21 protein-coding genes, 1 tRNA gene and 3 pseudogenes are annotated in these 22196 nt (G+C 58.2%); 7 read left to right on the top strand and 18 right to left on the bottom strand.

What is annotated here, in order from left to right; translation table 11 throughout:
* Positions 1–94 precede the first annotated feature (94 nt).
* Positions 95–928, top strand: coding sequence for an AraC family transcriptional regulator (locus BN2475_RS02030; RefSeq protein WP_094777903.1), 834 nt, complete (start codon positions 95–97; stop codon positions 926–928).
* 106 nt (positions 929–1034) lie between these two features.
* Here the strand turns inward: BN2475_RS02030 and BN2475_RS02025 are convergent.
* Positions 1035–1397, bottom strand: a pseudogene (locus BN2475_RS02025) (hypothetical protein); the annotation flags it as partial.
* Between the two features lie 243 nt (positions 1398–1640).
* Complete coding sequence (locus tag BN2475_RS02020) at positions 1641–3344, bottom strand: ATP-binding cassette domain-containing protein (protein ID WP_143325718.1); 1704 nt, start codon at positions 3342–3344, stop codon at positions 1641–1643.
* Positions 3345–3966: 622 nt separating this feature from the next.
* Here BN2475_RS02020 and BN2475_RS02015 point away from each other — a divergent pair.
* Positions 3967–5010, top strand: coding sequence for an STAS-like domain-containing protein (locus tag BN2475_RS02015; RefSeq protein ID WP_218023678.1), 1044 nt, complete (start codon positions 3967–3969; stop codon positions 5008–5010).
* 84 nt (positions 5011–5094) lie between these two features.
* Positions 5095–5829 carry a transporter substrate-binding domain-containing protein gene (locus tag BN2475_RS02010; RefSeq protein WP_094777901.1) on the top strand — a complete coding sequence of 245 codons (735 nt, stop codon included), beginning with the start codon at positions 5095–5097 and terminating at the stop codon, positions 5827–5829.
* 83 nt (positions 5830–5912) lie between these two features.
* Here the strand turns inward: BN2475_RS02010 and BN2475_RS02005 are convergent, their stop codons facing one another.
* The 3 genes and pseudogenes from BN2475_RS02005 to BN2475_RS01995 all read right to left on the bottom strand — a co-directional run bounded on the left by BN2475_RS02005 (position 5913) and on the right by BN2475_RS01995 (position 7709).
* On the bottom strand, positions 5913–6434 hold the full coding sequence (locus BN2475_RS02005) for an isochorismatase family protein (protein ID WP_245841135.1): 522 nt from the start codon (positions 6432–6434) through the stop codon (positions 5913–5915).
* 62 nt (positions 6435–6496) lie between these two features.
* Positions 6497–6625, bottom strand: a pseudogene (locus BN2475_RS02000) (pirin family protein); the annotation flags it as partial.
* A gap of 10 nt (positions 6626–6635) precedes the next feature.
* The gene (locus BN2475_RS01995) at positions 6636–7709 is read right to left on the bottom strand and encodes an alkene reductase (protein ID WP_094777899.1); all 1074 of its coding nucleotides are present in this window, start codon (positions 7707–7709) and stop codon (positions 6636–6638) included.
* Between the two features lie 105 nt (positions 7710–7814).
* Here BN2475_RS01995 and BN2475_RS01990 point away from each other — a divergent pair, with 105 nt between their 5' ends.
* From BN2475_RS01990 to BN2475_RS01980, 3 genes are all read left to right on the top strand, one after another.
* A complete protein-coding gene (locus tag BN2475_RS01990) occupies positions 7815–8687 on the top strand; it encodes a LysR family transcriptional regulator (protein WP_094778017.1) in 873 nt (290 codons plus the stop codon).
* Positions 8688–8884: 197 nt separating this feature from the next.
* Positions 8885–8969 (top strand) — tRNA-Cys (locus BN2475_RS01985).
* Positions 8970–9336: 367 nt separating this feature from the next.
* Complete coding sequence (locus BN2475_RS01980) at positions 9337–9651, top strand: VOC family protein (protein WP_094777898.1); 315 nt, start codon at positions 9337–9339, stop codon at positions 9649–9651.
* Positions 9652–9667: 16 nt separating this feature from the next.
* Here the strand turns inward: BN2475_RS01980 and rpiB are convergent, their stop codons facing one another.
* The 8 genes from rpiB to BN2475_RS01940 all read right to left on the bottom strand — a co-directional run bounded on the left by rpiB (position 9668) and on the right by BN2475_RS01940 (position 15420).
* Positions 9668–10117 carry a ribose 5-phosphate isomerase B gene (gene rpiB, locus BN2475_RS01975; RefSeq protein ID WP_094777897.1) on the bottom strand — a complete coding sequence of 150 codons (450 nt, stop codon included), beginning with the start codon at positions 10115–10117 and terminating at the stop codon, positions 9668–9670.
* Between the two features lie 69 nt (positions 10118–10186).
* Positions 10187–10981: a transporter substrate-binding domain-containing protein gene (locus BN2475_RS01970; protein WP_094777896.1), complete on the bottom strand. Its 795-nt coding sequence runs from the start codon at positions 10979–10981 to the stop codon at positions 10187–10189.
* A gap of 72 nt (positions 10982–11053) precedes the next feature.
* Positions 11054–11857, bottom strand: a complete 804-nt coding sequence (locus BN2475_RS01965; protein WP_094777895.1) for an amino acid ABC transporter ATP-binding protein — start codon at positions 11855–11857, stop codon at positions 11054–11056.
* Positions 11850–12530, bottom strand: coding sequence for an amino acid ABC transporter permease (locus BN2475_RS01960; protein ID WP_094777894.1), 681 nt, complete (start codon positions 12528–12530; stop codon positions 11850–11852). Before BN2475_RS01960 ends, BN2475_RS01965 begins: the two co-directional genes overlap by 8 nt.
* Positions 12531–12557: 27 nt before the next feature.
* On the bottom strand, positions 12558–13238 hold the full coding sequence (locus tag BN2475_RS01955; RefSeq protein ID WP_094777893.1) for an amino acid ABC transporter permease: 681 nt from the start codon (positions 13236–13238) through the stop codon (positions 12558–12560).
* 31 nt (positions 13239–13269) lie between these two features.
* The gene (locus tag BN2475_RS01950) at positions 13270–14172 is read right to left on the bottom strand and encodes an NAD(P)-dependent oxidoreductase (protein ID WP_094777892.1); all 903 of its coding nucleotides are present in this window, start codon (positions 14170–14172) and stop codon (positions 13270–13272) included.
* Between the two features lie 54 nt (positions 14173–14226).
* Positions 14227–14952 (bottom strand): FadR/GntR family transcriptional regulator, encoded by a 726-nt coding sequence (locus BN2475_RS01945; protein ID WP_094777891.1) that lies wholly within the window; start codon positions 14950–14952, stop codon positions 14227–14229.
* A gap of 189 nt (positions 14953–15141) precedes the next feature.
* Positions 15142–15420: a hypothetical protein gene (locus tag BN2475_RS01940; RefSeq protein ID WP_094777890.1), complete on the bottom strand. Its 279-nt coding sequence runs from the start codon at positions 15418–15420 to the stop codon at positions 15142–15144.
* A gap of 106 nt (positions 15421–15526) precedes the next feature.
* On the opposite strand from BN2475_RS01940, the gene BN2475_RS01935 reads away from it, so the two are divergent.
* Positions 15527–16411 (top strand): LysR family transcriptional regulator, encoded by an 885-nt coding sequence (locus tag BN2475_RS01935; RefSeq protein ID WP_094777889.1) that lies wholly within the window; start codon positions 15527–15529, stop codon positions 16409–16411.
* A gap of 187 nt (positions 16412–16598) precedes the next feature.
* Here BN2475_RS01935 and BN2475_RS01930 read toward each other — a convergent pair whose 3' ends face one another.
* The 5 genes and pseudogenes from BN2475_RS01930 to BN2475_RS01905 form a co-directional block, all read right to left on the bottom strand.
* A complete protein-coding gene (locus tag BN2475_RS01930) occupies positions 16599–16952 on the bottom strand; it encodes a BON domain-containing protein (protein WP_094777888.1) in 354 nt (117 codons plus the stop codon).
* Between the two features lie 339 nt (positions 16953–17291).
* Positions 17292–18324: pseudogene (locus BN2475_RS01925) on the bottom strand (proline racemase family protein).
* Between the two features lie 500 nt (positions 18325–18824).
* Entirely contained in the window at positions 18825–19925 is a 1101-nt protein-coding gene (locus tag BN2475_RS01915; RefSeq protein ID WP_094777887.1) for a cis-3-hydroxy-L-proline dehydratase, read from the bottom strand.
* A gap of 215 nt (positions 19926–20140) precedes the next feature.
* Complete coding sequence (locus BN2475_RS01910; protein ID WP_425435455.1) at positions 20141–21130, bottom strand: LysR family transcriptional regulator; 990 nt, start codon at positions 21128–21130, stop codon at positions 20141–20143.
* A 117-nt stretch (positions 21131–21247) separates the two neighbouring features.
* Positions 21248–22183: an ornithine cyclodeaminase family protein gene (locus BN2475_RS01905; protein WP_245841126.1), complete on the bottom strand. Its 936-nt coding sequence runs from the start codon at positions 22181–22183 to the stop codon at positions 21248–21250.
* Positions 22184–22196: the final 13 nt, after the last annotated feature.

Here is a 22196-nt window from a genome sequence, read left to right as displayed (position 1 = left end):
TGAGCGCGCGAGACGCGGCGCAAAAGCGCAAGCGCGATCAAACGCAGTGGCTCACCGCTGGCTATGCTGGCTTCATGCTGACATGAGAGCCGATATGAACCCGGTCGGAAAAGCGCTCTGGTTTATCGAAAGCCACTTTGCGGGCGAGCTGACGCTCGACGACATCGCCGGCTGTGGCTGCGTGTCGCGCTTTCACATGGCGCGAGCGTTCGAGGCGGCCACCGGACTTTCGGTGATGCGCTACGTTCGCGTGCGCCGTCTGAGCGAGGCGGCACGACGTTTGGCCGCCGGCGCACCCGACATCCTGGCGGTCGCCATCGATGCCGGTTACGGCTCTCACGAGGCATTCACGCGTGCGTTTCGCGAGCAATTCGGACTCACGCCCGAAGCGCTGCGCGCGCGTGGTCATCTCGACAACCTTGGCATCGTGGAGCCGATCAAAATGGATCAATCCCTTCTCACCAATCTGGAGCCGCCGCGTTTCGAAGACGGCAAACCGTTTCTCGTCGCGGGTCTGAGCGAGCGTTATACGTGCGACACCCGCGGTGCGATTCCATCGCAATGGCAGCGCTTTAGCGCTTACCTCGGCAAGGTGCCGGGACAAGTAGGCCGCGTGGCGTACGGCGTCTGCTACAACACCGACGACGCGGGCAATTTCGACTATCTGTGCGGCGTCGAAGTCGGCGATTTTTCGGCGTTACCGGCGGAGTTCGGTCGCGTGCGGATCGCTGCACAGCGGTATGCGGTGTTCAGCCATCGCGAGCATATTTCGACGATTGGCCGCACCGTGAATACGATCTGGAATCAGTGGCTGCCTGCGTCGGGACATGTGCCTGCGGATGCGCCGAATTTCGAACGCTATGACGAGAAGTTCAATCCGGTCAGTGGAATGGGTGGGTTGGAGATCTGGTTGCCGTTGAAGACCTGATTCGTGGTATGGCCGGCTTGCCCGGCCATTGCCCCGAAAGTCGCGCGGATGTTGTCGTGACTGCGTTGTCGTATCGGCCTGGCACTCGCCGGCCTTGCTAGGTCGCCTAGTGCGGCGCGGCAACCGGGTGCTGCGTGGCGTCCGCTGTGAACGCCGTGGCGCTTTTCCGTGACGGGCTTTTGCAGTGCGAAGCGTTTGCTGTGACGACGCTTGCTTTGGTTGCTTTGGCTCTCTGCGATGCCTCGGCAAGCAGGGTTGCCGCATGGCGTGCCGTGATGCGGCTTTGCGGCACGCCATGCGCATCGAGGGCAATCACCTGGAACAGTTCACGGTCGCATTCGAGTTCCAATTGATACTGCTCCGCTGTGTCCAACAGCAATTCAAGGAGCGTCTGACGACGCCGTCTTTCGTCGCGCGTAATGGCAGGATTCCTACATATCGAAGACGCGAGTGTGATCAAGGTATCCAGAGGGTCGCGCTTGTTCGGCAACCTGACGATTTTCGATGCGAACGGATAGACGATTGATCGGCCTTCGCGGACGTTGGCCGAATGTGATTTCAGTGGCCGCTGTAGCTCCCCAACCTAACGAAAGATTGACGGGCCAGTTGCAAAGAGCCCGAATGAGTACGGTCGGCCATCTCAAGCCGTTCGCTTGAGCGCTCAGACAGACACTCGAACGTCTCGTCCACTCTGATTGCAGACTCTTGCCGGTCAACCATGCTTACCCTCGGCTATCGCGGGCATCGCAGCCGACGTTGCTCCAACAGATCGGATCATGCCGAAGAGTTCCAATTTTGTAAGGACTGGTTTGCTATCGAGTAGGCTGTAGAGCAAATCGGGCGCGGACGGATACACGTCGTTCAGCTCATGATCTAGTTCGACCAACAAGTCTTGGGAATATGCTTTAATCCCTTTTTCGATATCAGTTTCGTCGATCTTGTTGTGGTTAAAATTATTCGCAAATCCCTTACTATGAGCAAAAAATTTCAGCACATTGCGTGGCCGCATTAGTGAACGCTCGATAATATAATCTGAAGTGTCTTCTCCGTGATAGTGGGAGACGCAGATGTCTCGCCAGACCTGTTCAAAGCTAACGTCTCGGTCTATTCCGTCAATGCCAGAGACTAGCCGGAGTCTTAACATTTCTCGCAGCATGTCTGGGTCCGTCCAATCCAACACGGCACGCATGTCTTTGCCATAGTCTGCGCTGCTCTTCATTAAGTGTTTGTAAACATCATTACGGATAAGGACGACACAGTGGAATGTGTGATCGCGCTTTCGTATGTCACGTTCGATCTTTCGTCCTGCTTCGACTAAGCACCGCAGCACTATGGCATCGATTTCATCCACACCACCCGTGTTCCAGCCTTTATCCAGATTATCGAAAAGAATCCAGACAGACTGCTTTGTTTCAAGGTAGTTTGAGAGCTTCTCTCCGAGTGCACGGATGTCGTGCGCATAAACAAGTGACGTTACGTCCTTGGTAGACAATTTTATTTCGGAGGAGTAGCCAAATTTTTCGCGATATTCAGATGCTATCCGGCTTGAAAGATTTAACAATCTTTCTGAAAAATCACCCTCAGCTGAAAAATTCTCAACCTTGTACGGTTGCTCTAGGTCCAAATAGAGATCGTATATTTCGTGATTATGCTTATGAGTTACTCTGTCTTTCTCTAATACCTTGTACGTCACGTCGAGCAACAAAAGATATTCACAAAAGGCCGTGATTAGGTGTTGCCGGGTGCCCGCACTCAGGTATGAGAGAAGGTCTTCTTTCAATTTTATAAGCTGGTAGCCCTCTGGTTTCAAGTCGACGATCACGTTGCGTTTGTCAGCACGAACGCGATCGCGTAACTGCAAGAAAAGTGCAGTTTTTCCTGAGCCCTTTCGCCCGACGACCAAATTTACTTCACCGCGAAGGGCTCGATGGAACTGGTCAGTTCGCAAGTAATACGCACCCAGCGTGGTCATCTCATTTTCGGCGGTTGGATCACCGAAGGTCAAACTCTGTAGCGAGGTCGCGACCTTCCCGGATGGCGGGTCGACCTGTTGCAGATAGTCTGTTAGATCAAGGACCAGACTTGCCACGTGCCCGCCTATGTCGTCTGGGTGTTTATAAAGTTTGACTTCGTCACGTACGTCAAGGGGAGCGTCATGGCCATCGGGACACAAAATCAAGGATGGCTTACCCATTCCATCGCCTAAACCCGCGACAAACACCCCACGTAGATTATGAATCGTTGCCCAATCGTGGCGGTCGCTCTCCAGAGAGAGCAGAACACCGGCAAACTCCGCCACCTGTTTTATGGCATCTGCCGCCGAGAGCCGCGAATCTTCGCTGGGATTGAAGCTCCTGTAGCGATATCGAGCTTCCTTCAAGCGCGAAGTCATCATCGTTGCTGCTGTGCCCTTCACGGGCGGCTCGACTACGTATACAGGAGCTTTCGCATTAATTCTGCTTGAGAACTCAAGAGGCGTCTCCTCTATATGACTTGTGAGCCGATTTGCGAGATCGTTGTCGTCGTCATATTCGTAGTATGTCGTTAAATTCCCACGGCTCGAACCTCGTAGTGTGGGCCTTTGCGTTCGCTTTTCCGATTCCGGATCGCAGTAGCGTCAGAATCGCCTAGTCCCCGGAGGGGTACGCCACGAAGGCAAGACGCGTTGATGTCATTTTTCTTGATCTCCGTGCGCGACCGTTAGTCCACAGGCAATACTGTTCGCGTCGATTTTACTCCACGAAATACACGAGCCTTCGGCATCCTGTCCAAGATCGGCGGGCAGCCGTCACCAATCCTGCTCGGACGCAGCCATCCACAAAACGGAATTTGGCGCTATTTCGCATGGCAGGTACGGCCGACCCACAAAGTCTCGAAAGCAGTCGTGTGAGCACGAAGGTTTCCGCAATCCACGGGATTTCCATCGACCGCGTGAGCAACCAATAGCCAAGAAGTCGTTGCTGGTTCACGAAAGCAAGGTTGACGAAACAAGATACAGGGTTGACAATCTACTCGCATAAGGTTGTCAAAGGTGCCATATGATCAGCACAGTTCGAGAGAAGGGGGAATTGGTGCGCCGGTTCATACTGGAGCACATCGAAAGCCATAACGGCGACATCGCGGCACTGGCAGCGGAACAGTTTGGAATCACCCGGCAAGCGGTGAACAAGCATCTCACAAGACTGCGCGAGCAAGGAACCGTAACAAAAGAAGGAACGGGGCGTGCATCTAGTTACAAGCTCGTCCCGCTTTTTCAGCAAACCTTCTCCTATCAGATTACAGATTCACTCGCGGAGGATGTCGTCTGGCGGAAGGACATCAAGGACGCTATCTCTCCATTACCCGACAACGTGCTCAATATCTGGCATCACGGCTTCACCGAGATGTTCAACAACGCGATCGACCACTCGGAGGGCACAACGATTGCCGTCCAAGTCACAAAGACTGCGATTTCGACGGAGATCATTATTTCCGATGACGGCGTGGGAATCTTCAAGAAGATTCAAAGCGAATTCGGTCTGCTCGACGAGCGTCATGCCATCTTCGAGCTTTCGAAAGGAAAGTTGACCACCGATCCTCGCAACCACTCCGGCGAGGGCATCTTCTTCACTTCTCGAATGTTCGATAAGTTTGAGATCCTTTCCGGTGGATTGTATTTCAGTCACGAGCGGGGCAAGCCGGAGGATTGGTTACTCGAACGCTCTAAGACGCACTCCGGTACTGCCGTCTTTATGGAATTGAATAACCACACGGCAAGGACCACAAGGAAGGTCTTCGACGAGTTTACAGAGAGCGACGACTACACGTTTGACAAGACGATTGTGCCCGTGAACTTGGCTAGATATGGCGCCGACGAACTTGTGTCCAGATCACAGGCAAAAAGACTGTTGGCGCGAGTTGAGCTTTTCAAACGCGTAATTTTCGACTTCAGGGATGTCGATTCTATCGGGCAAGCATTCGCCGATCAGATCTTCCGAGTTTTTGCAAGAGAACATCCGGAAATCGCGCTTGTACCTGTGAACACCAATGCCGAAGTGAAAAGCATGATCATGCGCGCGCTAGCGGCAAAGGACGAGAGGTAACGCTCGCAAGAGCACTGCGCTCGCGCGAGGGACAGGTGCAGCGCGCACCGGCTGCAAACGGTTTTCCAAATTGCGAGGCAACGAATGAAAGTGACAATCGCATACATTGAAGAACCGCCCTTCGGCTGGAGCGAGCCGGACGGTACGGCTACGGGAGCCGATCTCGATCTTGCCGAAAGCCTCCTTCACGCCATCGGCGTCACCAGGATCGACTATCGGCCGACAACGTTTAGCGAGCTTCTGCCGGGAGTTGCAGCAGGCCGTTGGGATATGAATGTGCCATTGTTCGTCACGCCAGAGCGAGCCACCATGGTCTCCTTTAGTTTGCCAGTGTGGGCGATCGGGGACGGCTTTCTGATTCGAACGGGGAATCCGAAGGGACTCTTCAGCTATGAGTCACTCGCCACTCATCCGAATGCGCGCCTTGGAATAATAGCCGGACAGGTGCAACACGAGTCGGCGAGAGCCGCAGGAGTTGCCGAAGAGCAAATCGTCATTTTTGATCGACAGGCCGACGCAATCGAAGCGGTTTGCTCGGGGGCGATCGATGCGTACGCGAGCACGGCCGTAGGCAATCGCATTGTGGCCGACCGCAGCGGCGGCTCTGTGGAGGCGGTCGATCATCCAGAAAGGCAGTGCCCTCCGACCGGGGCCTACTCGTTCAACAAGAGCAACGGCGATTTGATGCGCAGAATCAACGAGCAGCTTCGCTTGTATCTTGGCTCTGCGGACCATCGTGCCCGCATGGCGAAGTTCGGGATCACGCACCGGGAGATCGATCCGGCGCTCGCTGCTGCACGTCACGAGAAAGGTCGTTGATCCACCGCATGCCGCTCGCGGTCGGCGCGCACCGTCAGGCCTTCGGATCGGCACCTCCGGCCTGACTAGAAGTGCTCGCTCCGTCAACCCTGCAATGCGGGCATGATCACTTCCTGCACAATCCGCATCCCTTCGGGCGTGCTCCAGCTACCCGCAAGCTCGGCGATCACCTGGTTCGTACTAGAGAGCGTGACGCCGTTCTTCTCCATGCGGCGCAAGGCCATGTCGTCGCCAATCTCGCTCGGCGAGCCCCCGGCATCGGCGATCACCTGCACTTCGTAGCCATCGCCAACCAGGCTCAGTGCCGGGAACACCGTGCAAACGTCGTTGCTGACGCCGGCAATGATGAGCTTACGGCGCCCGGTCGCCTTGACTGCCGCGGCGAAGTTTTCGTCGTCCATCGCGTTGACGATACCGATGCGCTTGATGCGGCCGGCGAACTGGTCCGGCAGGATAGTCTCCAGTTCGCTCAGCAACGGCCCCTGTGCGTACTCCTCCATGCTGGAGGTCAGCACCACGGGCATCTTCAGAATGCTTGCGGTCCTGGCCAGCATCAGCGCATTGCGTTTCATCTCCTCGAAAGGAATGGAATGTACCCAGCCCATGGTGCCGACCTGGTGGTCGATCAACAGAAAGGCAGCGTTATCGCCGGTGAAGCGTTCGAAAGCGTCGGCGCACTCATCCACGCGTGATCGACCCCGAGGAATGGATCGATCTGCGCGGCCACACCGCGCAAGCCGTAGGCCCGGAAGTGGCTGCCGTGGTTGGCGCGCTGCAGCGGGGCAATGACGGGCATGATGTTCACCTCAGGCGCACTGGGTTTCGCTCAGGGTCGGGTAGTCTGTGTAGCCCCGCGCCGTACCGCCGAAGAAGTCATTGCGGTCCGCCTCGTTCATTGGCGCACTGCTCTTCAGCCGGGCGACGAAATCCGGGTTCGCAAGGATCATCTGGCCATAGCCCTCCAGGTCGGCCAGCCCCGTCGCCAGGTCGGCCCCAACTTGCTCACGCGGTCGGCCCGGCCGGTTCAAAACCAGCGTGCCCTGCCACAGCTTGCGGATGTCGGCCAGCAGCGGTTCGTTGCCCTGGTCCATGATGTGCAGATAGGCCAGCCCCAGCTTGTCGAGTTCGGCGACAAGGTAGCGGTACAGGTCTGGCCCTTCGGCACCTTCGTCGATGCCCCATATCGCCGTGCCGGGAGACAGGCGGATGGCGGTGCGGTCCGCGCCGATCTCTTCGGCGATCGCGGTGGCGACTTCGATGGCAAAGCGAGCGCGGTTCTCGAGCGAACCACCGTATTCATCGGTGCGCGTGTTCGCGCTCGGGGCGAAGAACTGCTGGACGAGGTAGGCGTTGGCGCCGTGGATTTCGACGCCATCGGCACCTGCCTCGATCGCGCGGCGTGCCGCGTGGCGAAAATCCTGGACAGTCTGACGCACTTCCTCGGTAGTCAGCGCACGCGGCACAGGTATGTCCTGCATACCCTTGACCGTGAACATCGCCGCGCCCGGCGCGCTTGCCGACGGCGCGACGCCCTGCCGATGATGCGGCGTGTTATCCGGGTGCGACATGCGCCCGGCGTGCATCAGCTGGATGAAGAGGTGGCCACCTTTGGCGTGCACGGCATCGGTGGTCTTCTTCCATCCGGCGACATGTGCGTCGGTATAGATGCCCGGCGTAGTCAAGTAACCCTGCCCGTCGTCCGAGGGCTGGGCGCCTTCAGCGACAATCAGGCCAACGCTGGCGCGCTGAGCGTAGTACTCGGCGGCCAGTTCTCCCGGCGTGCCATCGTACTGGGCACGACTTCGAGTCATTGGGGCCATCACCAGACGGTTCTGCAGAGTGTAGCGGCCCACGCGAATGGGATCGAACAGTTTGCTCACGATGAAATTCCTTGGTTGGAGTGAAAGGAGGCATCATCGCGCGATCCTCATACGGGATAAATATGGTAATTTGGAGAACATTGATCCGCTCATGGAGCAATGTTCATGGAACTGCTTAACGACATGGCCTTGTTCGTTGAGGTCGTCAAAGCCAAGGGCTTTCGCAGTGCCGCCGAGGCGATGGGCGTGCCGAACTCGACGCTGTCGCGCCGGATCAGCGGATTGGAGAAGGCGATCGGGCTGCGCCTGCTGCATCGCACGACACGCAAGATCGAACTGACCGAGGCCGGTCAGATTTATTTCGAGCGTTGCAAGCGCATCGTCGATGAAGCCCGGCTGGCGCACGAGCAGCTCGGCGAAATGCTGGCCCAGCCCAGCGGCGTACTGCGCGCATCGTTACCAGTGGATTTCGCCGTGACCTACCTGGCACCCTTGATCGCGGAGTTTGCCGGTCTCTATCCCGGCATCACCTTCGACTTCGACCTGACGCCGCGACGGGTCGACCTGGTCAGCGAACCCTTTGACGTGGCGATCCGAATGGGCGAGTCCGACAGCTCGCAACTGATCGCACGCACGTTGGCCTCGCTCACGCCTCACCTCTATGCCTCGCCTGGCTACCTCGAACGATCAGGCGAGCCAGCCAGGCCCGCCGACCTGCCAAGGCATGAGTGCTTAGGCATCCTGAAGGCAGGGTCGTGGACGCTGCTGGACGGGAAGCGGACCGTCACGGTGTCGGTGGGTGGCCGGTTCATGCTCAACAACGTTGGCATGATCCGCCGGCTGGCGACGCTCGATATGGGCGTGATCCTGATGCCCGAGGAAATCGTCGCCGATGACGTGGCCAGCGGGAAGCTGCGGCGCATCATGCCGGCTTGGCACGGCACGCCGATGCCTGTCTATGCCATTACCGAAACCCGGTTGCCGCCTGCGAAAACGCAGCGCTTCATTGAGTTCCTGCGGGAGCGATTAGGGCGGTAGCTCGCACGGCTGACAGGTTGTTTCCCTCTATGCGGTGGCGAACGTCCGCGCCGCAAAGAAGGTCGTCCACAGGCTATCCCGGTGGCTCTTGCAGCCGATCACATGACCCGCCTGGACGATTCGACTGAGGATTTGTGCGGGAACGCACACCAATGGGGTCGAATCGTAAGGTCAGCTGTGTAGAGTGCAGTACCGATGCAGGTGTGGCCGAGCGCTCGAAGGCACTGGTTTGCAAAACCAGCGACAATGTCCACGTGGGTTGGAATCCTGCCACCTGCTCCATGTTTCAGCTTCGGCATGGGCTCACGGTGACGAAGTTCGCAGTACTGATGGTGCATGCGTAGCCAAGCGGCTGGAGGATCGATCCCATTTTCAAGGAACTGTTCCCAGGATGGGTAGCGCGGAGTAAATGGCAAATCTGTGTCTCATGACGGACACACGACGCCGGGGGATGCGAGCGTCTGGATTGGGTCCAGTTTCAGTTATCAGGACCGAGGCCATGATTGTCAAAAATTGGACGTGTTCTGCAGGAAAAGGCGGCAGCTGGCAGAAGACGGGTAATACACATACCAGCATAATCGCTGAACTGGTTACGCTGGTGTGTTGTGGTTACGATGGTTCAAGTTCAACAACCATCACGGAGTCCATTATGAAGCGTTTTCACATTGCGCTGGCCGTTGCGAACCTCGACGAATCGATCGGCGACTATAGCCGCCGCCTCGGACAATCACCGTCCGCCGTCGTGCCAGGCCAATATGCGATGTGGCGCACCGATCTGCTCAACTTCTCGATCAACGAGAAACCCGAAAAGGCGGGGCAGTTGCGACACATCGGATTTGAAGACGATGCTGCGGAAGGTTATTCGAGCAGCTTCGATGTGAACGGGCTCGAGTGGGAGCTGTTCTCAGCCGCTGAGCAGGACGCGCGCATCGTCAGCACTTATGGCATTCCCGCGCCCCGCTGACGAGTGTAGGCAATCGCTACTGTGGGCTTCTTTCCAGCGCATTGAGTTTTTCCACGCGCCGGCGGAAATCATCGTCGGTCGAGAATTCGGCACCGAGAAACGCGTCGATGAGATCCGTGGCGAGCCACGCACCGACGATCTGCGCGCCGAGGCACATCACGTTGACGTCGTCGTGCTCGACCGACTGATGCGCCGAATGTACGTCGTGACACACCGCCGCGCGAATGCCCCGGATCTTGTTCGCCGCAATCGACGCGCCGACGCCCGTGCCACACACCATGATGCCGCGCTCGGCGCGCCCCGCCAGCACTTCGCTCGTCAGATTCTGCGCAACGTCTGGAAAGTCAACGGGCGTATCGCTGAAGCCGCCTACGTCGATCACTTCGTGGCCGAGAGATCTGATATGTTCGATCACCGTGGACTTCAACGGCCAGCCTGCGTGATCCGAACCGATTGCGATGCGCATCCCATGCTCCTTGTTGTGATGTTGAACGTCCTGGCGCGCCACGCGCGCCGATGCCTGTCTCAAACCCGCTTAACGCATTTGAGGCGGCAAATCGTTGCCGTGATACTTCTTGTAGATCGTATTGAGCTTGCCGTTTTTCAGGTTCGCGTCGATCCACCCGTTGAGCCTTGCAAGCAACTGCGGCTCGCCTTTCTTCACGCCGATTGCCAGATCGAATACGTTCAGCACGACCTTCTTCTCGAACGGGTGGTCAGGCGCTTTTTTGGTGATCTGGTTGACGATCGTAAGCGAGGTCGCGATCAGATCGCACTGTCCGCTTACTGCTGCGGTCACGTCGGTTGCATCATCGTCGTAGCGGGCAAGCTCGAAGCCCTTGTCGCGTGAGATCTTCGTCAGCTCGACGTCCTGCGTCGTGCCGCGCGTGACGCAGACGGTGCGCCCTTTCAGATCGTCGATGCTGTGAACCGGCACGTCCTTCCTCCCGCCAATGACCGATTCCAGCACCGCATAAGGCCTCGAGAAATCGATCACCTTGGCACGGTCGGGCGTCACCGACAACGTGGAGATGGCGATATCCGCCTTGCCGGTCTGCAGGTTCGGGATACGCGTCGCGCCGGTCGTCTGCACGAACTCGAGTTTCAGTCCCCAGTCCTTTGCGAGCAATTGCGCGGTTTCGACATCCGAGCCGATCGGCTTCATGCTCGCGTCCATCATGCCCGAGGGCGGAATGGCGAGATCGGTCGCAATGCGGATCGATTTCGCCTTGGTAATGTCGTCGAGTACGTCCGCATGCGCGACGGCGGCGACCGTGCCGAGAAGGCATGCCGTGATCGCGGCAAGGGTGAGCATCTTGCTTTTATTCATGTTGAAAGTGTCTCCTTGTTGATATCGAATACAAACGTCGCGCTGCGGTTGCCAATCGTGCGCGGGCGCGTGCTATAGATCGCTGTCGAGGAATTGCTGCAATTCGGCCGAGCGCGGCGCGCGCATGATTTCCGCGCCGCCGCGCTCCCAGACTCGGCCCTCGTGCATAAAGAGCACCTGGTCCGCGACATTGCGCGCGAAGCCCATCTCGTGCGTCACCATGATCATGGTCATGCCGCCCGCCGCCAGGTCCTCGATGACGCGCAGCACTTCGCCGGTCAGTTGCGGATCCAGAGCGGATGTGACTTCATCGAATAGCATGACCTTCGGCTGCATGGCGAGCGAGCGTGCGATGGCGGCGCGCTGCTGCTGGCCGCCCGACAGTTGCTCGGGATAGTGATCGGCCTTCTCCGCCAGCCCCACGCGCCCAATGGCTTCTCGCGCCATCTCGCGCGCCTCGTTCTTCGGCACCGATTTGGCCAGACGCGGCGCGAGCATGATGTTCTGCTCGACCGTCAGATGTGGAAACAGGTTGTATTGCTGAAACACGATGCCGACATCGAGCCGCAGCGCCTTGAGCGACACGTCCGCCTGATCCACGCGATGCCCGCATACCGTGATTTCGCCGCGATCGATTGCTTCGAGGCGATTGATGCATCGCAGAGCCGTGCTCTTGCCGGAGCCGCTTCGTCCGATGATCACGGTCACCGTGCCACGGCCCACGTCGAAGCTCACACCGTTCAGGACCTGGGTCGCGCCGAAGCGCTTGTGCACATCCTTGACCACGACGACGGGATCGGCGGCTTGCGGAATGATTGCCGAAGCGCCGGCATCGGAAAGTGCGGCTCCCTCGACCGGCTGAGGAAATTCAGTCATGCGCGATGGCCTCCAGTTGCAGCGCCCGCGCGAATCCGGTGCGGCGTTCGAGCGAGCGGCTAAGACGCGAGATCGGGTAACACAGACAGAAATAGACGGCGGCGATGATCACATAGACGATGAACGGTTGAAACAGCGAGTTGTTGATGATCTGCCCAGAACGCGCGAGTTCGACGAAACCCACCACCGATGCCAGCGACGTGTTCTTGATGATCTGCACCATGAAGCCGACCGTGGGCGGCGTGGCGATCCTGACCGCCTGCGGGAGAATCACCCGGAACATCCTCTGCGCGCGACTCAACGCAAGGCACTCCGCCGCCTCCCACTGCGGCTTCGGCACGGATTCGATCGCACCACGCCAGATCTCGCCGAGATAGGCACTGACATTCAGCGTGAGCGAAGCGCCCGCCGCGACCAACGGAGAAATGGTCACGCCCACAGTTGGTAGTCCGAAATAGGTGACGAACATGACGACGAGCAGAGGCGTGCCCTGTATCAGTTGCACGTAGCCGGTCGCGGCAATTCTCACGCCTTTGCGCGGCGAGATGCGCGCCAGCGCGACGACGAAGCCGGCCACTCCGCCGCCGATCAACGCCACCAGCGAGAGGACGACTGTCCAGAGTGCGCCGTCGAGCAAAAACTCGAGATGAGTGCCGTTCAAGTGTCCAGGCATTTTTTCGATCCGTGTGTTCAACGCGCCTCAGAGCGGCGTGCCGAGCCTTCTGCGTCGTGGAAACAGCCACGCGCCCAGTGCCCAGAAGCCAATTCTCATCAGCAACGACAGCGCCACATACGCGACCGCGACGATGAGATATGTCTCCAGCGGCCGGTATGTATCCGATTGCACATAGTTCGCCACCGCCGTCAGCTCTTCCGCCGAGATCTGCGAACATACCGAGGAAGCGAGCATCATCAGCACGAACTGGCTCGTCAGCGCGGGATAGACGCGCTCCAGGCCCGGCAGCAGGATCACATGGCAATAGACCTGCAGGCGCGACAGCCCGAGGCACTCGGCCGCTTCGATCTGGCCGCGGTGGATCGAATCAAAGCCCGCGCGCATGATCTCGGCCGCGTAGGCGCCGACGTTGATAACGAGCGCGAGGATCGCCACGGCGACGGCGGAGAGCCGCAGACCCATGCTCGACAGGCCGAAATAGACCAGGAAGATTTGCACGAGCAGGGGGGTGTTGCGAATCGCTTCGATATAGCCGCTGCAGAGTGCGGCAAGCCAGCCGATCGAGCTGCGGCGGCCGATCGCACACAAGGTTCCGATGAGAAATCCCAGCAATGTCGCTGCGGTCGCGAGGATCAGCGACAACAGCGCGCCATCCATCAGTTCGCGCCAGTGCGACAGTACGGCGGAGAAATCAAGGTTCGTCATGGCGGACTGGAGCGATGTGCGTAGCGGCCGACTAGCGGGAAGTCTGGGCCGTCATGCGGTCGTAGACGCGGAACAACGCCTGATTGCCGTTACGTCCCTCGCCGTGCGCAACCGCATCGAGATACTGGTTCGTCACCAGCGACGCTGCCGGCAGCGGCACGTTCAGCGTATGCGACTGTTCCTGCACGAGGCGCAGATCCTTGAGCATCAGATCGATGCGAAACCCCGCAGACGCGTCGCCGTCGATCATCGCGGGGCCCAGCTTGTCCATCATCCACGAGGCCGCCGAGCCGCCCATCAGCACTTCGCGCAACTGCCTGAGATTCACGCCCGAGGCACGGCCGAGCGCGAAGGCCTCGCAGATTGCCTGGATGTTGATGCCGCATATGAGCTGATTGCAGAGCTTCACCGTCTGTCCCGCGCCGCTCGCGCCCACGTGCGTGACCGTGGTGCCCATCGCCTTGAAGAACGGCAGCGCCATTTCGTACGCCTGCCCGGTGCCGCCTGCCATGATCGTGAGCGTGGCGTTCTTCGCGCCGATGGGGCCACCCGACACCGGCGCATCGACATATTCGATGCCTCGCGCCGCGCACTGCGCGTGCATGCGCCGTTCGGCGGCAGGCGCGATCGTGCTCATGTCGATGATTAGACGCCCCGCCGGTGGATGCGCAAACAAACCCTCTTCGCCGAGCACCACCGCTTCCACGTCGGGCGTGTTCGGCAGCATCGTGATCGCCGCATCCGCGCCGCGCGCCGCGTCGGCAACGCTTTGCGCCGCATGGGCTCCCAGCGCGGCCAGCTCGTCGACTGCCTCGCGGCGCACGTCGAACACGCGCACCGCCATGCCTGCCTTCATCAGATTCAGGGCCATCTCGCGCCCCATGGTCCCCAGCCCGATGAAACCCACCGTGCGCAACGCTGTGCTGTGTGGCATCGAATCCCCTATTGATCTCGTTTGAGCATGCCGAAGGCGCGAACCCCTTTGCGCTCAGGAAGGCCGCCATTCGGTCGCGGCCTTGTGCCGATACTCGTCGCCGATGCGAAAGTGCTCGCGCAGGATCTGATCGGCGGCCTGCTCGTCGTGATCGACCACAGCCTGAAAGATCCGGCGATGATCCGCGATGACGCGCGACTTGATATCCGGATGAAGCTGAACGGTTTCGCGTCGATGCCGATGCGAGTGCATCAGCAACGCGGCGACCGTGCCATGCAGATTGATCAGCGTCTTTGAGCCGCCCGCCTGCACCAGCGCGGCATGAAACTCGAAGTCTGCCTGGCTGCCCAGTTCGAGCTGGTCGACTGTCGCCTCGATCTGATCGAGCGCGGCGCGCAGCCGCTCGAGGTCGGTAAGGCTCGCACGCCGGCACGCAAGCCTGATCGACTGGCATTCGATGGCGATCCGGGCCTCCATCACGTCCTCGACGACGTCCTTCTCCTGCGCGAGCGCGAAAGCGAAGAACTCCCCAAGAGTCGATACGTCGGGACGCGTGACGATGGTTCCCACGCGTTCGCGGATATCGACCGCCCCGATCATCGACAGCGCGCGCAGCGCCTCGCGCACGACAGGCCGGCTCACGCCGAGTTTCAACGCGAGATCGCGCTCGGGAATGAGCTTGTCGCCAGGCTGGATGGCGCCTTCCAGAAGCAGGTCGCGAAGAAAAGAAAAGACTTTCTCGAAGCCCTTGCTGTCGTCCTCTTGCCGAACAATTTGCATGATGGATCGTGCGGTAAAACCGTGGTAAGACCAGAAGGTAAGCGAGAGCGTACACTCCTACCTATACGGACTTACCCGGGTGCATGAGCTGCGTCTCGAATGCACGTTGCTTCTTCTCGCCGGCGATAACCCTGGGTCCTCGACAATCCGGCGGTGCGCAACGCGCTCTTATCCCACTTGCCTGTTTCATCAACGCGAACAGGCGCGCATCGCCTCCACGATTGCATCCTGATCCGATGATGTCTGGAAAGAAGCCTCCAGGAGGGTGTGCTCGTCGTCCATTTTTGCCTGGAAACATGCCTGATTGACATTGCGGGGCGTCGTCGCTACATACAGGCCGGCAATGACCAGAATGGTCATCAATAAACCGGTGAGCGTCAGCGCAGCTACCCATCGTTGCGCCTCCACAGCGCTTGCTGATAGTGGGCCATCTTCATCGCCCTTCATGCTCTCCTTGATACCAATCATTTTCTATCCTCCTGAACCGATGACTCCGATCTTGGTTCCATGGATAAAATATGAAAAGTTGAATTTCCTGAAACCTACGTTCAGTTATTCCTAATCTGGTACCACCATGAGAGAGATTAGTCTGGACCGCCTGCGCACGTTGGTGACAATCGTAGACCATCGTTCCTTTGCCGAGGCCGCACGTGTCCTGCATCTGGCAGCGCCAACAGTCAGCCTTCACATCCAGGAACTGGAGGAGCGCATTGGTGCGCCGCTGTTGTCACGCAAGCGCGGACACGTTCAACCCACGGCGATTGGGGAGACCCTTCTGACAAAGGCGCGGCACCTGCTGGCCGATGCCGCACAGGTACTGGACGATGTTCGGCGGCAAGTACAGGGACTTGAGGGGCGGGTACGACTTGGCGCGTCGACGGGCGCAATAGCAAACCTGCTGCCGCGGACCCTTGAAGCATTGGGGCAGCAGCATCCTGCGATCGATGTCCAGGTTTCGGTGCTGACGTCGCAGGATACGCTCAGCCGCCTCGCGGAAGGGTCACTGGATATCGGACTAGTCGCGTTACCTCAACCCACAATGGCGGGACTTGTGATCAAGCCTTGGCGCCGTGATCCTGTCATGGCCTTCATGCCTGCCCAGTGGAAATGCCCGGCCCGCGTCACACCCAAATGGCTGGCTGGCAAGCCACTCGTTCTCAATGACTCGACTACACGGCTCTCGCACCTGAGCACCGAGTGGTTTGCAGCGGGCGGTCATCATCCTGTACCGCGCATTCAGCTCAACTACAACGACGCAATCAGAAGTCTGGTCGCGGCTGGATACGGCGCGGCGTTGTTGCCTCATGAAGCCGCTACTCCATCGCACGATCCGCGCATTGTCATGCGCCCGCTGCGACCAGCGCTGTGGCGTCGGCTCGGCATCGCACATCGTGCGGGGCGCGTCGAGAGTTCTACGCAACACGTCCTCGATGTCTTGTGGGATCTGCAAGCGGTCTAGAAATCGTCCCCTGTCGCGTCGATTCGCTCTCCTCAGGACAGAGACCCATTGCACGCGACGACGGATGAGTGGCCGGGTTGCAAGTCGAAGCCGCTAAAGCATCGCGTGCGATTGCACGGAGCGTCGGCTCCTCTTGCGAAATTCACGGCTGAAAACGGCCAGTACATCCTGGCGCCGCCTTGAAGCGTTAATACCCTCTCGTGTAAAGCGTCAGATGGTTACTCACCGACGTTACACCCGGCACGCCCATCGCCACTTCCGCGGCCTGCTGGATCTGAGGACCATCCGGAACGCTGCCGGACAATGTCACGACACCGCCGCGCGCCTTGACGTAGACGTTCGACACGTTGAAGTTGGGCGCTTTCGATAACGCCTTGCGTACATCGCGAGCCAGCTTCTTGTCGGCTGGCGTCGCCTTACCTGAACTTGCAGCCGGACTCGACGCCATCGGCATGGTGTCGGTGGCTTGCGCGTAGACGTTCGATGTCAGCGTCACGCATCCCACAAGGACGATCAGACTCACGACGTTGCATGCTTTCATGATTGCCTCTGTTGTTCGGCTTGGCAGATGGTGAGTCAAAGATAGCCAACTTTCCGCTTCTAACAAAGCTGCTTGCACGATTAAGGGAAAACCCGCACCGGACGCGCCCCCGCTCGCAGGTCGATTATCCGTGCAACGTAAATGCCTGCATCGAGCGTTTCGACGGACACATCACGGCCCACATGAATGAACGTCCACCCATTGTGGCGAGAACGTGCGGATATTTTCAAGGACCTTGCGGCTTTTTTCGTAAAGGTCCCCGCAGCCGAGTCGGCGGTAGGAGCGCTGCACCAGTGAAAAAGGCAGCGTCGAGAGACGCTACCGCACCCATCCGTGTATTCACCTGATATGAATAGCCTCAGCTCCCCAAGCATCAGGAAGCGCAAATCCAGCAGCGAAAGGATCAGTCGGATCTAATGATAGTTGACTCATTCCGTAGGTCCAACAACGCCCCGATACGTTCGGCAGCACTGCCGGTTTCGTCCCCACCGAGGTCTCGCCGATCAGCCGCACCCGAAATTCGCTTCCAATGATTGATTGCGTGGTGAGAGAATCACCGATGGCAATTTCCTTGCGCGCGCAACACGGAGAGAATTGCTGAGCTTCCCGTTCCGCACGGAGACCTGTCCACCCGACCTGGCCAAAGCGTGCAACATGTGCGAATCACACCGTCAGGCATGCGCTGTGCGAAGATCGCATAGGCAATATGGTCGATTGACGGAATTTCGGGATGCTGCACCTTGAACGCCTCATTCGCTGCCTTCTTGATCGCCATTCCCGCCCTGACCAGCTTATCCGTGTCCTCAGGACTGGTTTCGAAATCGAGCTGGTCGACAAAAACGACAGCGTAGAAGACACCCCCGAACGCGATGTCGACCTTGACCTTCCCCCATTCCTCCGTTTCGACAACCTGATCCAGGGCTTCGACGAACGCTGGGATCATGTCCAGAGACACACGGACACATTTTCCATCCTTACATTCGACGTTAGCCGTTACGATCCCGGCGGGTGCCTCGAGGCGCAGCTGAGTGTGCGGTTCCTGCATCTCGATCATTCCGGTTTCCAGAAGGGCCGTCGCAACGCACATGGTGTTGGCGCCTGACATCGGATGCGCCTCATCGGCCTGCAATACTATGAAGCCTGCGTCTGCTGTCGGGTCGCACGGCGGGACCATAAGGTTCACCGTTTGGTTGACTGCACCGCGTGGCTCCAGACAAACGAAACGGCGCAGACTATCGTTCTCCTTGTTGATGTAGTTCATCTTCGCGGTCATCGTCTCCCCCGGAATGTCATAGATCCCGGATAACACGACCTTTCCGACTTCCCCCTCGCAGTGAACGTCAAGCAATTGCAAAGTCTTCTTCCAGCGCATGATTGATTGCCCTATTTCGATGTTGGAAAATAAAGCCGTGGCCCGTTCCCCGGCTTGCCCAGCTCAAAGGCCTGAGGAACGGTCTCAGCCTTGCTGACTACTGGACAAGCCGTGGTTCACCGACGTCCGCCGCTGAAGGTTGCAAGCCGTAGGACTGGATGATCTTGGCAATCTCCCCCGTCTTATGCATCTCCGCGATATCCGCGCTTATCGCCTCGCCAAGTGCACTGTTTGACTTTTGATAAGGAAATCCCGCTTGGCTAGGGCTCTGCGAAGCCGGCACTGCAGCGTCCGCCCTGATCGGCAATACCTTATATCCACGATATCCCGCAGTCTTCTGGTTATACGCCGCCGTCAAATAGCTGTCGATTCCGATGTCGATGCGCTTTGCTGACAGATCTTGCGCGAGCGCAACCGGGTTCGGATAGATCGTCAGTGAACTACCGAGATATTTCTTCAGGTCGAGCCTTCTCCGGATTCAACCCCACACCCTTTCGGCGTTACGACACCACGCCGACAGGATCACCAAGAACTTCCATGTTCGGGGTCACGCCCAATCCTGGAGCATCGGACGCGTACATGTAGCCGTCGCTAAGTTCCGGGCCGCCCGAAGCGATCGAGAGGGTGTGATATTCGTGAAAAGCGGACGACTGGAAGTGGTAGCCAGTCGGAGCGGAATGTGCGAGGTGTGCAATTGCGGCGGTGTCGATCTCCCCACCCCACGAGTCTTCAATCGTAAGCGAGATCCCCAGAGTAGCAGCAAGATCTCGGAATTGCCTTGCCTTCGTCAACCCGCCAATTCGGCTGATTTTCAGATTGACGACGTCCATTGCCTGGTCCTGGAAACCGCGCATGAGAACCTTAATGTCTTCCATGCATTCATCGAGGATCATGGGATGATCCGAATGCTTACGGACTGTCAAGCACTCTTCGTAACTGAGGCAAGGTTGCTCAATGTAGATGTCGACATCTCGAATCGCCTTCACGACGCGAATCGCCTCGTGTTGACGCCAACCGGTATTCGCGTCTGCAGCGAGAATATTGCCCGGTCGCAATTCCGCAGAAACCGCAAAGATCCTCTCGATGTCAGAGTCCGCGCCGGCTCCGACCTTCATTTGGAACTGCTTGAAACCTTCTTCCTGGTATTGCCGGATCTTGGCGGCCATTGCATCGGGCTCTTGACGACTAACGACCTTGAAGAGCTTGACCTTGTCGTGAATGCGACCGCCCAACAAGTTATACACGGGCTGCCCGGTTGCTTTGCCGAGGATGTCCCAGCACGCCATATCGAACGCGGACTTGACGTAAGGATGTCCTTTCAGCAGTTCGTCCATCCGGAGATTGATTCGTCCGAGTTGGCAAGGATCCTCGCCCAACAAGCCGTGCGCGAGCTTCATCAGACCAGTTCGGGCACCTTCGGCATACGCAGCAAGATAGGACGGGCCAAGCGGACAGATTTCACCGACCCCGGTGAGGCCACTGTCGGTCTCAACGATAAGTACTGTGCTATCGAAAGAGGAAAAGGAATACGTTGACCAACTGTACTTTCCTTCCTTCAACGGAAGATCCACTTGATAGATTGAAATCTTCGTGATTTTCAAGTTGCTGCTCCTTGGTTGCGTTGAGTTGGTGATGCGTTCGACGTGGTGCCGAGTTCAGTTAGATTAGCTTTGGTTACCCGCAAGAACTTGTATGATTCGGACGATTCGTAGGTCAATGAAGCGCCATCGGGTTAACCATAGCGATGGGTTGTCCGGGCCAGGTTGTGTGTCTTGCAGATGCCGACGGAGGAACGGACGGACTCTAACCGGACGGCTCAGCGCACTTCGTCCGACTCGCACCAGCCGGAAAGCATCTTCTCGACCTCGCCCACCATCCATTCTCGAAAAATCTCGTAGTCTGGCCTTTTCAGTGCGTTCTTGTGCGTAATCAGGTAGTGGTGCCTATCACGGAATACCAAACTTTCCTCGATGGGTCTCACCAGAACGCCTTTCTCAATCTGACGGTGAACTAAATGGTGCCACCCCAAAACCATTCCTTCGCCAGCTTCCGCCTGAGAAACAAGCAGCTGATAGTCGTTGCTGACCAGACATTCGTTTTCGATGAGCCGCTCCATGACGTCGCCGCCTTGCTGGAACCAATTTCGCCACACGCGCCAATCGACGTGTTCACCGAGATGCGTTCGGCCAACGGGAGAGAGGTTTAGGGTCGGATAATTCAGCAAACCAAGCGCCGTAAGACGTTTGCCGCGAAGGTTTTGCTGGAAAAACTGTTCGCTGCAGACTGGATATACGATGTCGTGAAAGAGTTGCTCGACCTTGTATTCCGCTTCCCTCGGTGGATTTTTAGTGACTATCACGTCAGGGTCGATGATCCCGTCAGACTCCACATAGTGGTCGGTGACGACTACATGCAGCCTTATATCGGGGAACTGTCCCTGGAATGCCGCGAGTCGAGGTGCGAGCCATAACATAGAGAAGGCATGGGACACGCAGATAATCAACTTAGTCCTTCCATGCCGACGCAGCGCCTCGATCGACTCAGCGATGTTCATGATGGAGAGGTAGGACGCGTTATATAAAATCGTACCGGCTTCCGTCAACGCGATGCGCCGACCTGAACGTTCGAAAAGAACGACGTCCAGAGAATCCTCTAGCTCTTTGATCTGACGGCTTATGGCCGCTTGAGTAACACAGAGCACCTCAGCTGCCTGCGTGAAATTTCCATAACGTGCAGCCGTTACGAAGCACCGTAGTGCTCTGAGCGAGGGCATCTGAACAAGCAAGCGGTCGGCGAAAAGCGGCATCCTCCTCTGCATGGTCTGACTTTTTCTGTATCTGTTTTTCAGGGGATACGTATGCTGCTCACCCGAAGCTTCCGATTCAACGCGTTGGCCCGACGAAGCAAAACGTTTCACGTCGCACTAGACGCTAGCGCCCAGTTCCTTCGCTGCCGCTAGCGCTACTAGCAGGTCCAGGTGCGCCCCACCCGCGTTCTTAAACACAGTCGCCTTCCCGCTACGTTTTGGTGCAGCCCGAACCAAGCCAAACAGATCACCCTTGATATCGCTTCGGGTCAGCGAGCCGGTGGCAATGGCCCCCGCAATGTCTCCAGCGTCTACTGCTGTGTCAGTGAAGTCGACGAAAACGTCGGATTGTGCAATCACGTCGTCGTCGGCTTCGCGCATGTCTGGACGGTATCCGCCGACCAGATCGACATGCGCGCCTGATTTCAGGAAGCGGCCCTTGATGATTGGACTTGTGGAACCCGTGGCCGAAGAAATGATGTCTGCTTGCGACACTGCGTCATCGACATCTGTGACCACGTCAACCTTGCGGCCCAGTTGCAGCAATGTTCGAGCAACGCCATCAAGCTTCTGCGGAGTACGATTCCAAAGCATGATCCGCTCAATCGAGGGCCGGACATGCACGTGCGCCTGCGCCAGTGCTAAAGCGACGGGACCCGCTCCAATCACGAGTAATGTTCTGCTGCTGCTCGCTGACAGTATCGCGGAGGCAAGCGCCGAGTCTGCCGCTGTCTTCCAGCGCGTGACCTCAGGACCGTCGAGGATGCAGGAGATGGACTTCGTATCTTCGTTGATGATGACAAAGATGGCGTCCTCGGTCGGCAGCGGCTTCTCCGTCAGTGCATTGGGCGGAAACATGGAAGCCACCTTGACGCCCGCCCCGTAGCCAGGAAGGATCACGCCCCTCGAAAAAAGGCTGAACGGTCCATCTTGCAGCAGGAAGCCTCCGGCGCTCGGCCGTGCTCCGAAGTGGCCGTCGCGCAACGCCTCAATAGCAAGGTCCCATGTCATGACCGAGCGGATATCCTGCACGGACAACATCACGGCGCTCATCTACTCATCTCCT

The sequence above is a fragment of the Paraburkholderia ribeironis genome, from assembly GCF_900019265.1.
In the GTDB taxonomy this organism is placed as follows: Bacteria; Pseudomonadota; Gammaproteobacteria; order Burkholderiales; family Burkholderiaceae; genus Paraburkholderia; species Paraburkholderia ribeironis.
Note: the sequence above shows the minus strand (reverse complement) of the source record. Positions and strands in the feature narration are given on the sequence as shown.

Bases quoted from the DNA above. Each gene is read 5' to 3' on its own strand.
- BN2475_RS02030 (WP_094777903.1), top strand. From the start codon at position 95: ATGAACCCGGTCGGAAAAGCGCTCTGGTTTATCGAAAGCCACTTTGCG.
- BN2475_RS01990 (WP_094778017.1), top strand. From the start codon at position 7,815: ATGGAACTGCTTAACGACATGGCCTTGTTCGTTGAGGTCGTCAAAGCC.
- BN2475_RS01945 (WP_094777891.1), bottom strand. From the start codon at position 14,952: ATGCAAATTGTTCGGCAAGAGGACGACAGCAAGGGCTTCGAGAAAGTC.
- BN2475_RS01935 (WP_094777889.1), top strand. From the start codon at position 15,527: ATGAGAGAGATTAGTCTGGACCGCCTGCGCACGTTGGTGACAATCGTA.
- BN2475_RS01955 (WP_094777893.1), bottom strand. From the start codon at position 13,238: ATGACGAACCTTGATTTCTCCGCCGTACTGTCGCACTGGCGCGAACTG.
- BN2475_RS01950 (WP_094777892.1), bottom strand. From the start codon at position 14,172: ATGCCACACAGCACAGCGTTGCGCACGGTGGGTTTCATCGGGCTGGGG.
- BN2475_RS01980 (WP_094777898.1), top strand. From the start codon at position 9,337: ATGAAGCGTTTTCACATTGCGCTGGCCGTTGCGAACCTCGACGAATCG.
- BN2475_RS01940 (WP_094777890.1), bottom strand. From the start codon at position 15,420: ATGATTGGTATCAAGGAGAGCATGAAGGGCGATGAAGATGGCCCACTA.
- BN2475_RS02015 (WP_218023678.1), top strand. From the start codon at position 3,967: ATGATCAGCACAGTTCGAGAGAAGGGGGAATTGGTGCGCCGGTTCATA.
- rpiB (WP_094777897.1), bottom strand. From the start codon at position 10,117: ATGCGCATCGCAATCGGTTCGGATCACGCAGGCTGGCCGTTGAAGTCC.
- BN2475_RS02005 (WP_245841135.1), bottom strand. From the start codon at position 6,434: ATGGGCTGGGTACATTCCATTCCTTTCGAGGAGATGAAACGCAATGCG.
- BN2475_RS01910 (WP_425435455.1), bottom strand. From the start codon at position 21,130: ATGCCGCTTTTCGCCGACCGCTTGCTTGTTCAGATGCCCTCGCTCAGA.
- BN2475_RS01965 (WP_094777895.1), bottom strand. From the start codon at position 11,857: ATGACTGAATTTCCTCAGCCGGTCGAGGGAGCCGCACTTTCCGATGCC.
- BN2475_RS01905 (WP_245841126.1), bottom strand. From the start codon at position 22,183: ATGAGCGCCGTGATGTTGTCCGTGCAGGATATCCGCTCGGTCATGACA.
- BN2475_RS01960 (WP_094777894.1), bottom strand. From the start codon at position 12,530: ATGCCTGGACACTTGAACGGCACTCATCTCGAGTTTTTGCTCGACGGC.
- BN2475_RS02010 (WP_094777901.1), top strand. From the start codon at position 5,095: ATGAAAGTGACAATCGCATACATTGAAGAACCGCCCTTCGGCTGGAGC.
- BN2475_RS01930 (WP_094777888.1), bottom strand. From the start codon at position 16,952: ATGAAAGCATGCAACGTCGTGAGTCTGATCGTCCTTGTGGGATGCGTG.
- BN2475_RS01970 (WP_094777896.1), bottom strand. From the start codon at position 10,981: ATGAATAAAAGCAAGATGCTCACCCTTGCCGCGATCACGGCATGCCTT.